This window comes from Halomonas colorata (genome assembly GCF_014897985.1).
GTDB classification, from domain to species: Bacteria; Pseudomonadota; Gammaproteobacteria; order Pseudomonadales; family Halomonadaceae; genus Vreelandella; species Vreelandella colorata.
In genome coordinates this window covers 16,122-29,223 of sequence record NZ_JABUZA010000053.1, presented here as the reverse complement: position 1 = coordinate 29,223, position 13,102 = coordinate 16,122, and the positions used below count along the sequence as shown (strand labels likewise).

General features: G+C 57.1%; 10 protein-coding genes. 4 read left to right on the top strand and 6 right to left on the bottom strand.

Annotated features, from left to right (window positions below):
• Nucleotides 1-260 precede the first annotated feature (260 nt).
• Both arfA and dkgB read right to left on the bottom strand, forming a co-directional pair.
• Entirely contained in the window at nucleotides 261-407 is a 147-nt protein-coding gene (gene arfA / locus INT33_RS18765) for an alternative ribosome rescue factor ArfA (protein WP_018917849.1), read from the bottom strand.
• A 114-nt stretch (nucleotides 408-521) separates the two neighbouring features.
• Nucleotides 522-1,340, bottom strand: coding sequence for a 2,5-didehydrogluconate reductase DkgB (gene dkgB / locus INT33_RS18760; RefSeq protein ID WP_193092697.1), 819 nt, complete (start codon nucleotides 1,338-1,340; stop codon nucleotides 522-524).
• Between the two features lie 197 nt (nucleotides 1,341-1,537).
• On the opposite strand from dkgB, the gene INT33_RS18755 reads away from it, so the two are divergent.
• Nucleotides 1,538-2,797: an MFS transporter gene (locus INT33_RS18755; protein WP_193092696.1), complete on the top strand. Its 1,260-nt coding sequence runs from the start codon at nucleotides 1,538-1,540 to the stop codon at nucleotides 2,795-2,797.
• On the opposite strand, the gene cobA is transcribed toward INT33_RS18755, so the two are convergent.
• Together cobA and INT33_RS18745 are read right to left on the bottom strand one after the other, a co-directional pair.
• On the bottom strand, nucleotides 2,762-3,676 hold the full coding sequence (cobA, locus tag INT33_RS18750) for a uroporphyrinogen-III C-methyltransferase (RefSeq protein WP_193092695.1): 915 nt from the start codon (nucleotides 3,674-3,676) through the stop codon (nucleotides 2,762-2,764). The genes INT33_RS18755 and cobA overlap by 36 nt on opposite strands.
• The gene (locus INT33_RS18745; protein ID WP_193092694.1) at nucleotides 3,636-6,371 is read right to left on the bottom strand and encodes a nitrate reductase; all 2,736 of its coding nucleotides are present in this window, start codon (nucleotides 6,369-6,371) and stop codon (nucleotides 3,636-3,638) included. The genes cobA and INT33_RS18745 overlap by 41 nt, the downstream gene beginning before the upstream one ends.
• A 794-nt stretch (nucleotides 6,372-7,165) precedes the next feature.
• On the opposite strand from INT33_RS18745, the gene INT33_RS18740 reads away from it, so the two are divergent.
• The 3 genes from INT33_RS18740 to nirD are packed head-to-tail and all read left to right on the top strand — an operon-like array spanning nucleotide 7,166 to nucleotide 11,378.
• Nucleotides 7,166-8,449, top strand: a complete 1,284-nt coding sequence (locus INT33_RS18740) for an NAD(P)/FAD-dependent oxidoreductase (protein WP_193053455.1) — start codon at nucleotides 7,166-7,168, stop codon at nucleotides 8,447-8,449.
• Between the two features lie 2 nt (nucleotides 8,450-8,451).
• On the top strand, nucleotides 8,452-10,962 hold the full coding sequence (gene nirB, locus INT33_RS18735; protein ID WP_193053454.1) for a nitrite reductase large subunit NirB: 2,511 nt from the start codon (nucleotides 8,452-8,454) through the stop codon (nucleotides 10,960-10,962).
• 26 nt (nucleotides 10,963-10,988) lie between these two features.
• Nucleotides 10,989-11,378, top strand: coding sequence for a nitrite reductase small subunit NirD (nirD, locus tag INT33_RS18730; protein ID WP_193053453.1), 390 nt, complete (start codon nucleotides 10,989-10,991; stop codon nucleotides 11,376-11,378).
• Between the two features lie 69 nt (nucleotides 11,379-11,447).
• On the opposite strand, the gene INT33_RS18725 is transcribed toward nirD, so the two are convergent.
• Nucleotides 11,448-12,179, bottom strand: a complete 732-nt coding sequence (locus INT33_RS18725) for an ABC transporter substrate-binding protein (protein WP_193092693.1) — start codon at nucleotides 12,177-12,179, stop codon at nucleotides 11,448-11,450.
• A gap of 86 nt (nucleotides 12,180-12,265) precedes the next feature.
• Nucleotides 12,266-13,102 carry an alpha/beta fold hydrolase gene (locus INT33_RS18720; protein ID WP_193053451.1) on the bottom strand — a complete coding sequence of 279 codons (837 nt, stop codon included), beginning with the start codon at nucleotides 13,100-13,102 and terminating at the stop codon, nucleotides 12,266-12,268.

Sequence of the window (13,102 nt, the reverse complement as noted above, 5' to 3'; positions counted from 1 at the left end):
AAGGCAAGGCAAGGCAAGGCAAGGCAAGGCAAGGCAAGGCAAGGCAAGGCAAGGCAAGGCAAGGCAAGGCAAGGCAAAAATTAGCGGAAACGGACTGGGCTCTCAAGCGATTTTACGCGCATAAATGAGTATTTTGATGGGAAGCCGAGTTCGGACTTACGCTTGAGCTGATTTTTAACGCTGTATAGTCGAGTGTAAGCAGTTTTTGTACAAAGATTAAGACGTTAATATGGTTTCAAAAGCATTGCCAAAACGCCTGATCAAGCGGCTTGGCGATACCCCCGCTGGGCCTTGCGCCCTTTACGGGAGTAGCTGCCTTTACCTCTTTTGGGCGTTTGCTGCTGCATCTTGAACATGGGCGTGCGTAGCTGGGCTTTGAGCGCGTTGTCGCGAATCTTTTGCTTCATGGAATCTTCCTGTAAAGCGGAGTTATACAACTTTCATATAAAAGCGGTGCCTGCTGAAACAGGCACCGCTAGGACATTATGAGCTGCCTAATGTTCCCAGGCACTCATTTAAAATCACTCATCCCATTTAGGTGCAAAGTCAGGGTTGGCGATGCGCTCCTTGCGATCAAGCTTGGCAATATCGGCCATTTCGCTGTCGCTTAATACAAGATCAAACGCGGCAATATTGCTTTGAATGTTACGTGCCTTGGTGGATGAGGGAATCGTGATCATGTTGCGCTGATTAACCCAGGCCAGGGCAATTTGCGCAGGCGTTACGCCATGCGCATCAGCGATCTGCTTGAGGGTGGCATCGTCCATTACCTTGCCCACCGCCAGCGGCATAAAGGCCGTTACCTGAATACCGTGATGCTCGCAGCGCTCAACCAGCTTGCGGTTTTGCAGGAAAGGATGCACTTCAATCTGGTTGGTGAGGATTTCGCCTTTACCCAAAATCTCCACCGCTTTATCAAGCTGTTCAATGGTGAAGTTGGATACACCAATATGGCGCGCCTTGCCCACCGCTTTCACTTCCTTGAGAGCGGCCAGATACTCTTTCATCGGCACTTCGTTATCCGGCGATGGCCAGTGGATCAGCAGCAGGTCAACGTAATCGGTGCCGAGCTTTTCTAGGCTTTCATCGACGCTCTCTTTCAGGCGCTGCGGCGCCAGATTGTCGTGCCACACCTTGGTGGTCAGAAAGATGTCGCCACGCGGCACGCTGCTGTCACGAATCGCTTCGCCAACACCCTTCTCATTACCGTAAAACTGGGCAGTGTCGATATGACGGTAGCCCGCTTCAAGCGCCGCATGGATACTCTCTTTAAGCGTATCGCCTTCCAGGCGAAAAGTACCGAAACCCGGGTTAGGCATAACTTTTTGCATCATTAACATCCTTTTCTATTGATAGCGTGTTAATTAACATGGGGCAGCCACCGCGTGACTTCAACCACTGGTTGAAAAAAGCCCTTAACCGGTTTGCCATTAGCCAAGCGTAATGTACGGGCTTTTTGATCCATGTTTGGCGCTATAAGCGATAGAATTATGAAAATTCGCTTGCTAACATTCTTTTAATAACCAAGATACCGCCCATGCCCCCCGATAACGACACGCTTGCCGCTACCGATGTCCCGCTGCTTCCCATTCATCGCCAACCGGGCTTTCTAAGCTTTCTTCTTTCTCGATTAGCGGCAGTGTTTGCCATGCAGATTCAGGCCATTGTGGTGGCCTGGCAGGTATATGACATTACCCGAGACGCCATGTCGCTGGCCTACGTGGGGCTTGCGCAGTTTCTGCCTATGGTGATTTTACTGCTGCCCGCAGGCGATGTGGTCGACCGCTTTCCGCGCAAGCGCATTCTGCAACTCAGCTGGGCGGTACAGGGCATTTGTAGCGCGCTGCTGCTTTTATTGGCCCAGGCCAATCACGGTAGCGTTATTGAATTTTATGCCGTGCTGGCTCTGTTTGGCTGTGCTCGGGCGTTTACCGGCCCGACGCTGCAAAGTATGTTGCCCAATATTGTGCCCCGCGCTCAGCTTGCTCAGGCCATTGCGCTGAATAGCTCGATCATGAAAGTCGCGGTGATTAGCGGGCCCTTGCTGGGCGGCGTGCTTTACAGTGTGGGCGGCGGCAGCCTGGCTTATGCCGTGTGCTTGGGGTGCTTTATCGTCGCGCTGGCCTTACTGGTGCTGGTACCGGTGCGCTATGTCGAGAAAGCCAAGGTTCTAGAAAGTACCGCCTGGAAGCGCTTTTCTGCCGGCATTCGCTATATCCGCTATCAGCCGATTATTCTGGGCGCCATATCCTTGGATCTGTTTGCCGTGCTGCTGGGCGGCGTCGTGGCACTGCTGCCCATTTACGCTCAGGAAGTCCTGCACGTGGGCCCGGAAGGCTTGGGTGCATTGCGCAGCGCGATTGCGGTGGGCGCGCTATTGATGGGGCTTTATCTTGGCGTTCGCGGCATCAAGCGTCGCGCGGGGCATGTGATGTTTGCCGCCGTGGCCGTGTTTGGTCTGGCGAATCTGGTATTCGCGTTCTCGACCCTGTTCTGGGTATCGATGATTGCCATGCTGGTGGCGGGTGCGGCCGACATGATCAGCGTTTATGTACGCACCACCGTGATTCAGCTAGCCACGCCGGATGAAATGCGCGGCCGGGTGAATGCGGTCAATATGCTGTTTATTGGCTCAAGCAATGAATTGGGCGAGTTCCGCGCGGGCAGTATGGCGGCCGGGTTTGGCGTGGTGCCCGCCGCGGTGATTGGCGGCGTGGGCACGCTGGCGGTGGTCGGCCTGTGGATGCGCCTGTTCCCGACGTTACGCCGGGTCGACCGCTTCGATGATGCCCGCTGAGGCAAGCGCATTCGCGGGGCTGCTCGCCACCATACTGACCACGCTGCCTACCAGAATCACGCAAGGTGACGGCAGCGGATGGTCCGCCAGGCGTTGGGGCATGTCTTTAAGCGTACCCACCAGCGCCTGCTGTTCGGGCAGGCTGGCATTGGCTACCAGCATGATCGGCCACTCATCGGGCAGCCCGGCCTGGCGTAGCCCTGCACAAATGGCCTCTACCTTGGAAAGCCCCATATAAAACACCAGGGTTTCATCACGGCGGGCCAGGGTTTGCCAGTCGGGCGCGCCACCCTCACGGCAGAGCTGGGCGGTAATAAAGCGCAACTGCTGAGAGTGGCCGCGGTCGGTGAGCGGAATCCCCAGGCTTGCGGCAGCGGCAGACGCCGCAGTAATGCCGGGCACAATGTGCGCGGGCACATTGGCATCCGCCAGGGCGGCAAGCTCTTCGCCCATACGCGCAAATATACCGGGGTCGCCGCCTTTCAAGCGCACCACCGATTTGCCGGCGGTCGCCAGTTTGACCATCAAGGCGCCAATTTCCGCCTGCGGCATGCTGTGATGGCCGCTGGCCTTGCCGACGTAGTAGCGCTCGGCGGAAAGCGGAACCAGCCCCAGCACATCGTCGCCTACCAAACGGTCATACACGATAGCATCAGCCTGCATTAACAGCCGCGCGGCTTTCAGCGTTAACAGCTCCATATCCCCACTGCCCGCGCCGACCAGATACACATGCCCGGCCGTGCAATCGCCGCGTAGTTTAAGCGAAGGCACGCTTGGTGCGCTGCGCGTGGAGCGCTGAAATGGCGACAGCACACGCTGCGTAAAGCACATCAAAGCCTCAGGCCACTTGTGTAGTAGACGCTTGCTTAGCACGCGCATGTGAACGCTCCTCTTCAATCAGGGACTTCAATTCAGGCAAACAACTACCGCACTGGGTTCCGCAGGCAAGCCGTGCACCCAAGGCTTCCACGCTGCTATCACCGGTACGAATGGCATTAACAATCGCCGTTTGGCCCACTTGGTGGCAGCTGCATACCACAGGGCCGGTATCCGCTGCGCCATCATCACACCCCGCCAGCAGCCGGCGCCGGTGCTTATCACTTATGGCTGTTTCGTTAAAACGTGCTTCAAGCCAGGCAAGCCCCGGCAATTCGCGCGGCGGGCCAACCATTAACCACCAGTGCAGCTTGCCTTGCACAATAGCCGCAGCGCGCAGGCGACCCTTACCGCTGTCTTCACACCACAAACTAGCCTCATCGGGTAGCCACGTGGCGAGTAGCGCCAGCCAGTCATGTACCGGATTTGCATCAGCCAGCTGCCAGCGCTGACAGCCCTGCATGGGTACGCGCGCCCAGTAATCGCTTTTGCACCACGCGGGCACTTCCTGACTATTATCCCCTAATGGCTGGGCAATCAACAGCGTTGCCTCCCAAGCCGTGTTCAGCGGCGCCAGTGCCACCGCGCCGTGCTTGGCTTCCGGCTGGCCTGAAACGGGATCGGTGATGGCCTCCAGCATGGCGCCGCTACGCGCCGATTTACTGAACGCATCGCTCCAGTGCATGGGAATAAACACCTCGCCACGCCGCTGGGCGTTTGAGATACGCACTCGCCCCCGATACTCGCCGCTGGCGGCGGACAATACTGCCAGCTGCTGATCGCCAATGCCATAGCGCGCGGCATCGCTTGGGTGGAGTTCGATAAATGGCTCGTGGCGATGATTCATCAGCCGGGGCGCACGTGCCGTGCGTGTCATGGTGTGCCACTGGTCGCGAATACGCCCGGTATTCAGGCGCAGCGGATAGGCGTCACTCAAGCGTTGCCCCGGCAGGCGAGGCGTTATGGCGATGAAACTGGCGCGCCCATCAGGCGTGGCGAATTCACCGTCTTCAAACAACCGCGCCGTTCCGTGAGGCGCTGAAAAGGTAACCGGCCACTGAATCGGCGCCAGCGCATCGTAGGCCTCTCGCCCAAGCCCCGCCAAACCGGAAATATCGAAGAGCCGTTTGCTCTCCCCCTCATTCTCGAAGCCGGAAAGGCGCGCGTGCTCGTCAAAAATTTCATGGGGATGGCTATAGTCAAACGCCTCCTTAAAGCCCAACCGCTTGGCAACTTCGCACATAATCCACCAGTCGTGACGCGCTTGGCCTGGCGCGGGTAGCAAGCCACGCTGGCGTGAAATACGCCGCTCGGAGTTGGTCACCGTGCCGTCTTTTTCCGACCACCCAGTCGCAGGCAGAATGATATCGGCGTAGGCCAGTAGATCGGTATGGCTGGCGCATTCAGACACAATCACCAGCGGGCACTTTTCAAGCGCACGCCGCACGCGGGCGGCATCCGGCAAGCTGACCGCCGGGTTGGTGGCCATTATCCACAGCGCCTTTATTTCGCCCCGCTCAACCGCGTCAAAAAGCTCAATCGCCTTATAGCCAGGCGCCAGGGGCAGTTCGGGCATTAACATTTCCGTCGCCCAAAAGCGGGTGACCCGGCCGAGGGCGCCGGGGGTGTGGTAATCCATATGCGCGGCCAGCTGGTTGGCAAGCCCGCCCACTTCGCGCCCGCCCATGGCATTGGGCTGGCCGGTAATCGAGAAAGGCCCTGCTCCCGGCAAGCCGATTTTGCCGCCAGCCAGGTGGCAGTTGATGATCGCATTGCACTTATCAGTACCGCTGGTGGATTGATTGACGCCCTGGGAGTAGAGCGTCACGACATGGAGTTGGCTGGCAAACCAGTAGTAAAAGGTCTCCAGCCGCTCAGGGTCGATATCACATATCGCCGCCACGTCATCAATGTCGCAGTGGCTCGCAGCCAGCAGCGCTTCGTCGAAACCTTGTGTATGACGATCCAGATAGAGCTGATCCAGCTTGTTATTCTCAGCCATCCAGGCCAGCAGGCCATTGAACAGCACCGCATCGCTGCCGGGTGCGATGCCCAGGTACAGGTCGGCAATTTCGCAGCTGTCGGTCACGCGCGGGTCGATGACCACCACCCGCATCAGCGGATTGCGCGTTTTGGCGACCTTCAAGCGCTGGTAAAGCACCGGGTGGTTCCAGGCCAGATTCGAGCCCACCAGCACCACCAGTTCGGCCTCTTCAATATCTTCATAGTTGCAGGGAACGGCGTCTGCGCCCAACGAGCGTTTATACGCCGCCACGGCAGAAGCCATGCAGAGTCGCGAGTTGGTATCCAGGTGCGGCGTGCCTAAAAAGCCTTTAAACAGCTTATTGGCCACATAGTAATCTTCGGTTAATAGCTGACCTGAAAGGTAAGCACCCACGGACTCTGCGCCGTAAGTTGCGCGAGTCGTTTGCAACCGCTCTGCCAAGGTGGTTAATGCCACATTCCAGTCAACGGCCTGGCCATCGACCCAGGGCGTGGTGAGCCGGTCATGGTGGCCAAGGGTTTCGTGCAGTGCCGAGCCTTTCACACACAGCCGGCCAAAATTGGCGGGATGGTCGCGGTCGCCTTCAACCGCGCTGATTGTGCCGCCTGCCACAGTGGCGGTTACGCCGCAGCCGACACCGCAATAAGGGCACGTCGTGTTTGCTTTACAAGCCGAGCGTGTGGCCTGGGACATACTGATTTCCTCCCGCTTAAAAAGCAAAAAGCGCCCAAGCGAGCCTCATAAGAAGCCTGCCTGGACGCCGTTGTCTCAGGGACACCTGCACCGGTGCCGAATGTCGCACTGCTGGGATTGGACACATTTATTAATGGCCTGTCGTCTGATGGCGTTAGCGTTGTTATTTGCCCGTCAAACTCGATGGCTGCATTTTATTGTGCCGATAAACCCGTCTGTGCTTTGTTGCTTGTTACCAAGGTAATAGCAAGGCCTGCGCCAACCAGCCTATTAAAATAAAAATACCAGCTTAAACAGCAGGTTAATAAACAATAGAATATCTTTCGACCGACCGTGTAGACAGTTTATTTTCAAACGCTGACTACTCTCGGTGCATCTTTACCGCTTAGCGCACCAAGAGCGTGCGCAGGCTGAGCTTAAGCGGCTGAAAAGGCGCTTTCTTCAACCTATTTATTTAAATCAACCTATTGATAAGTAATATAAAAATAAATAACGAGCGATGTTTGGCTGATTAATTGCCCTGTACTGATTAGATAAATTCAAGTCTAGCTGGCAGCCAACGGTGGCTGCTCTGTGCTTAACCCACGAACGGGTTTGGCCTCAGCTACCGGGCAACGAAGCCCCTGATACGGTTTTCCTGGCAATCCACTTGCCCGGGACGCTAACTCAGGGGCTTTTTTATTGTTTTTTCTTCAGCGCTGCGCCACGACAGCATTTATCGCTGCCAGATATTTGTAGCCAGGTCTTTGTAGACAGGTATTGGCAGCCAAGCGCGAAACAGTAAGGAGCAACCCATGATCGCTATCTCTCGGTGCTCGTCTGATGATCACTTGGTCATTATCGGCAACGGCATGGCGAGCCAGCGTCTGCTAGAGGCGGTCGTTAAATTGCCTCACCGACCCCAGCAAATAACGGTGATTGGTGCAGAAGCATCTCCCGCTTATAACCGGATACTGCTATCGCCACTGCTCGCCGATGAAATGCCGCCTAGCGCCCTCACCTTGCGGGATGCGCAGTGGTACGCCAAGCAAGGTATCACCCTGCACTTAAATGAATGCGTGCTGGAGATCAACCGTGCAGAACAGCGCGTTGTCACTCCCTGCCGCACGCTAACTTATGACCGCCTGGTGATTGCCACCGGCTCACGCCCGACGCTGCCCGAGGTACCCGGCATTGGCCTTAACGGCGTGCATGGGTTTCGTACCCTGCAAGATGCCGACACGCTCGCAAAGTTTGCCTTGCAGGGCGGGGAATGCGTCGTGGTCGGCGGCGGGCTGTTGGGGCTCGAGGCCGCTGAAGGGCTTCGCAAGCGGGGTGCCAGCGTCAGCGTTCTACAGCGAAGTAAGCGGTTAATGAATCGTCAGCTGGATAGCATGGCCGCTGGGCTTCTAGAAACGACGCTTACCCAACGTGGCTTGACCATCTTAACCAATGCACGCATCAGCCATTTTGAAGACGACGGCGCGGGAAGCCTGGCCGCCGTTGTACTGGAGGATGGCCAGCGCCTGCCTGCCCAAAGCGTCATCGTGGCAACCGGCGTTACACCTAACGCAGAACTTGGCCATCAGGCAGGCTTGGCTACACAGCGCGCCATCATGGTTGATGACACGCTCACTACCTCCGACCCGCATATTCATGCATTGGGCGAGTGTTGCCAGTTCGAGCAGCACACCTACGGCCTGGTCGAGCCGATCTGGCGCCAGGTAGATGTGTTAGCCAACACGCTGTGTGGCGATGGCAGCGTCCGCTATCGTGAGGCGCCAACCGCTACCAAGCTTAAAATCAGCGGCCTGGCCCTCTACGCGTTTGGCCCCACGGAGGCCGCGCCAGAACATGAAGTACTGCATTACAGCGACCCGGAAAACGGCGACTACCGCCGCCTGTTACTGCGCAACGGAAGGCTTGAAGGCGCCGTGCTGTATGGCGATACCCATTCCGGCCCCTGGTATTTCGCCCAGGCGCTAGCCAAAACCGATCTGGGCGCCTGCCGCCAGGCGTTGTTGTTTGGTGAAGCCGATGCCAACGCCCTGCTTCTTGATACCCCACCCACTCCCTCATCGACGCTGGAGGCAGCTTAGCCATGTCCATCACCTCTAAACGCAACGTGATTATTATTGGTAACGGTATGGTCGGCCACCACCTGGTCGAGCAGCTGGTTGAAAACGGTGCCCTGTCACAGATGAACGTCACCGTGTTTGGCGAAGAGCGCCATCGTGCTTATGATCGCGTGCACCTTTCTGAATACTTCAAGGGCCGCGACGCCGAAGCGCTGGCCCTGTGTGATGCCGACTACTACGCAAGCCATGGCGTGACATTCAACAGCAGCGAAGCGGTGATCTCCATCGATCGCGCGGCAAAAACGCTAGCCACCGAGCACGGCCATTACGCCTATGATCATCTGGTACTGGCCACCGGCTCTTACCCTTTCGTGCCGCCCATTCCCGGTAACGATCGCGAAGGCTGCCTGGTGTATCGCACGCTGGACGACCTGGACGCCATCCGCGAGGCGGCGCAAAGTGCGGCCACCGGCGTTGTAGTGGGCGGCGGTCTGTTGGGTCTGGAAGCGGCCAACGCACTGCGCGGATTGAATCTGGAAACCGCGGTGATTGAGTTCGCCCCACGCCTGATGCCCATGCAGGTGGATAGCGAGGGCGGCGAGCTGCTGCGCGAAAAAATCGAAGCCTTGGGTGTTCAGGTACTCACCGAGCGGGCCACTCAGCGCATTGAAGATGGTGCAGCCAGCCGCCATCGCATGGTGTTTCAGGATGACAAAATACTGGAAACCGACCTGATCGTGTTCTCGGCGGGTATTCGCCCGCGTGATCAACTGGCCCGGGAGTGCGGCCTGGAGATCGGCGAGCGCGGCGGCGTAGTGATCAACGATCAGTGCCAAACCAGCGACCCGGCGATTTTAGCCATTGGCGAAGTGGCGCTGTGGAATCAGAGCATTTTTGGCCTGGTGGCGCCTGGCTATCAGATGGCAAAGACAGCGCTTTCGACGCTCACCGGTGGCGATGCTTCTTTTACCGGTGCCGATATGAGCACCAAGCTTAAACTTCTGGGTGTGGACGTCGGCTCGATTGGCGATGCCCACGGCACTCAAAACCCCGGCGCACGGATGTTTCGCTACCTTGACCCACTTACCCAGATTTACCGCAAGATGGTGGTCTCAAGCGACGGCAAGAAGCTCTTGGGCGCCATGCTGGTGGGCGATAACAGCGTCTACGACACCTTGCTTCAGTATTACGCCAACGGTATCGAGCTGCCCAAAGAGCCCGCCTCATTGATTTTGCCGCAAAGCGGCGCCGCCCCGGCACTTGGCCCGGACGCGCTGCCGGAAACGGCAATGATCTGCTCGTGCCATAACGTCACCAAGGCCAGCATTTGCGCGGCCATTGACGCAGGCGCCAGCGACTTGGCATCCGTGAAAGGTGACACCCGCGCCAGCACCGGCTGCGGTGGCTGCGCGTCGCTTTTGAAAAGCGTGGTGGATCATGAGCTGGCCGCACGCGGCGTTGAGGTGGACAAGTCGATTTGCGAGCACTTTCAGCACACCCGCCAAGAGCTTTACGACATCGTGCGCGTGGAGGGCATCAAGACCTTCAGCGAGTTGATCGAAAAGCACGGCGCGCCTAGCACCCACCACTTGGGCTGCGATATCTGCAAGCCTGCGGTCGGTTCCATTCTCGCCTCCTGCTTTAACGAGCCGATTACCGACGCTGCGCATATCCCGCTTCAGGATACCAACGACACTTTCATGGCCAATATGCAGAAAAACGGCACCTATTCGGTCGTGCCGCGCATTGCAGGCGGGGAAATTACACCGGATAAACTGGTGGTGCTGGGTCAGGTAGCGCAAAAGTACGGCCTTTATAGCAAGATCACCGGCGGCCAGCGGATTGATCTGTTCGGCGCACGCCTGGAAGACCTGCCTGATATCTGGGGCGAGCTGATCGAAGCTGGCTTTGAAACCGGCCACGCCTACGGCAAGTCGCTGCGTACGGTGAAATCCTGCGTGGGCAGCACTTGGTGTCGCTACGGCGTGCAGGACAGCGTGGGCATGGCGATCAAACTTGAGAACCGCTACAAGGGCCTTCGTGCACCGCACAAGATCAAATTTGGCGTATCAGGCTGTACCCGCGAATGCGCCGAAGCGCAAAGCAAGGATATCGGCATTATCGCCACCGAAAACGGCTGGAACCTCTACGTGTGCGGCAACGGCGGCATGCGCCCACGCCATGCCGAGCTGTTTGCCACCGATCTTGACGACGAAGCCCTCTACCGCACCATCGACCGTTTTCTGATGTTCTACGTGCGCACGGCGGATCGCTTGCAGCGTACCTCGGTATGGCGGGAAAACCTGGAAGGCGGGCTGGAGTATCTGAAAGAGGTGATTCTCAACGACAGCTTGGGCATGGGTGATGAACTGGAGCGCCAGATGCAAACCGTGGTGGATAACTATCAGTGCGAATGGGCAGGCGCCATCAGTGACCCGGATAAGCTCAAGCGCTTTAGAAGCTACGTCAACGATAGCCGCCCCGACCCATCGATCATCATGACCAGTGAGCGCGGCCAGCTACGGCCTGCCTAACCAACATCACTTTAAAGGGCTACTCCATGACCGCTACCGCAGTGAAGCAAGCAACGGTTACACAAAGCAGACAGGCACCGACCGGCCATAAACTGTGCAGCAAAACCGACCTAGTCGCGTTTTCCGGGGTTGCTGCGTGGCTTGAAACACCACAGGGGCCGACGCAAGTCGCGCTATTTTACTTGCCGGGCTTTGAGCGTGAGCTTTACGCGATTGATCACCACGACCCGTTTTCCAACGCCAATGTGATTGCCCACGGCATTGTGGGCGATATAAAGGGCGCCGCCGTGGTGGCTTCCCCCATTTACAAGCAGCACTTTCGTTTGGAAGATGGCCAGTGCGTGGAAGACGACAGCGTCACGCTAGCTACCTGGAAGGTGAGCTTTAAAGAAGCTGATGTGTGGATTGAGGGTTGATACCAAGAAACAACGATGAAGAACATCAATCCGCCAAGCCGCTTACTCAAGCGGCCTGGCGTCAGTCCATTAAGCGCTGGGCGCGACCGAGACTCCTTGAACACCGTGCTTCTCCAGCAAACGGGCTACCTCACCTTGCGCTTTGACTTCTTCAATAAACGCGGAAAGAAATGCAGCCGCTTCGGGCGAGCGGCCTTTAGGAACGCCCATGGCCTGCTGAATGGTCATGAAGTGGCCGGGCAGTAACCGCATGCCACCAAACTCTTCGATACCGGCTTCCAGCTGCTGCTTAACGCCTGCGGCGATATCCAACTGATGCTCTCTAAAGAACGCCACCACCTTGGGCGACGTGGGGGCTCTGACCAGCTCGGCCTGTTCAATGGTGCGGCTTAGGTACAGATCATAAGCGCTGCCTTTACCCACCACGATACGCTGCCCGAGGCGATCTACCTCTTCCTGCGCCGTGATCGGAGAGTCTTCACGGACCAGGTAACACCCCTCAATGAATACATAGGGTGCGGTAAATTCGATGCTCTCGCCGCGCCTGGGGTCGAGCGCAAAAAAGCCCATATCGGCTTCCTCTCGGCTGACAACGTCAACGGCCTCACCCGCAGAGGCAACCACCTGAAGTTCAAGCTCGACCTCCAGTCTATGTGCAATCAATGTTGCCAGATCAACCGACACACCAAACGGCTGGTGCTCGACATCAAGCCCTGCCATAACAGGATTACCGACATTGATGGTGGCGCGCAGTACGCCAGTAGGTGCCATTACTTTTCTTAACGCTGATGCGTCACTCATCGTTAACTCCTGGTGTTAGCGCTTTAATGCTCCGCCATTAAAAACGCCGCCCCGGGGGCGGCGCTAACGGCAAGATAATCGTTTAATCAGCTCTTGATAAAATCGATCAGCACTTTATTAAACTCATCAGCATGAGTTGCGTTAATCGCATGTGGGCCACCCTTAATAATATGCGTTTTCGCCTCAGGTAAAAGCTCGGCGGCGCGTTTGCCGCTGACCTCAAACGGTACAATTTGATCGCCGTCGCCATGGAGTATCAGCGTAGGCACGTCGATTTTGGGCAGGTCTTTGCGAAAGTCGGTATAGCTAAACGCTTTGACGCATTCATAGGTGGCTAGTGGCGAGGCAAAGGCGGCGATATCGCGATGATAGAGTCGATTTGGCTCGCTGATTAAGTCACTGTTATCAGAGGTTGAGAAAAAATCCTTGGTGAAGTCTTCCAGAAATGCGATCCGGTCACCGCGAACACCGTCCAAAAACCCGTTAATGGTCGCGTCATCCAACCCACCATCCGGGTTATCATCTGCCTTATACAGGTAAGGCGGAACGGCAGCGGCAAATACGCCTTTCGTCACGCGGCCAGTGCCGTAGCTTCCAATATAGCGGGCCACTTCTCCACCGCCCATGGAAAAGCCCACCAGTGTGGCATCGTTAAGATCAAGCGTATCAATCAGCTTTTTCAGGTCGGCGGCCAGCGTATCGTAGTCGTACCCGCCATCTGCCTGGGTGGACCAGCCAAACCCACGGCGGTCGTAAGTAATAACCTTGTAGCCTGCTTCTACCAGGGCGGGCACCTGCTTTTCCCAGGAACGGCCGCTCAATGGCCAGCCGTGGATAAGTACCACGGGCTTACCTGCTCCGTATACTTCGTAATAAAGCTCTACCGGCGTACCCTGCTCCGTGCCGACGCTCAGCATAGGCAT

What these genes read in the sequence shown, in the direction of transcription:
- arfA (WP_018917849.1), bottom strand. Translation starts at nt 407, where the DNA reads ATGAAGCAAAAGATTCGCGACAACGCGCTCAAAGCCCAGCTACGCACG.
- dkgB (WP_193092697.1), bottom strand. Translation starts at nt 1,340, where the DNA reads ATGTTAATGATGCAAAAAGTTATGCCTAACCCGGGTTTCGGTACTTTT.
- INT33_RS18755 (WP_193092696.1), top strand. Translation starts at nt 1,538, where the DNA reads ATGCCCCCCGATAACGACACGCTTGCCGCTACCGATGTCCCGCTGCTT.
- cobA (WP_193092695.1), bottom strand. Translation starts at nt 3,676, where the DNA reads ATGCGCGTGCTAAGCAAGCGTCTACTACACAAGTGGCCTGAGGCTTTG.
- INT33_RS18745 (WP_193092694.1), bottom strand. Translation starts at nt 6,371, where the DNA reads ATGTCCCAGGCCACACGCTCGGCTTGTAAAGCAAACACGACGTGCCCT.
- INT33_RS18740 (WP_193053455.1), top strand. Translation starts at nt 7,166, where the DNA reads ATGATCGCTATCTCTCGGTGCTCGTCTGATGATCACTTGGTCATTATC.
- nirB (WP_193053454.1), top strand. Translation starts at nt 8,452, where the DNA reads ATGTCCATCACCTCTAAACGCAACGTGATTATTATTGGTAACGGTATG.
- nirD (WP_193053453.1), top strand. Translation starts at nt 10,989, where the DNA reads ATGACCGCTACCGCAGTGAAGCAAGCAACGGTTACACAAAGCAGACAG.
- INT33_RS18725 (WP_193092693.1), bottom strand. Translation starts at nt 12,179, where the DNA reads ATGAGTGACGCATCAGCGTTAAGAAAAGTAATGGCACCTACTGGCGTA.
- INT33_RS18720 (WP_193053451.1), bottom strand. Translation starts at nt 13,102, where the DNA reads ATGCCTATGCTGAGCGTCGGCACGGAGCAGGGTACGCCGGTAGAGCTT.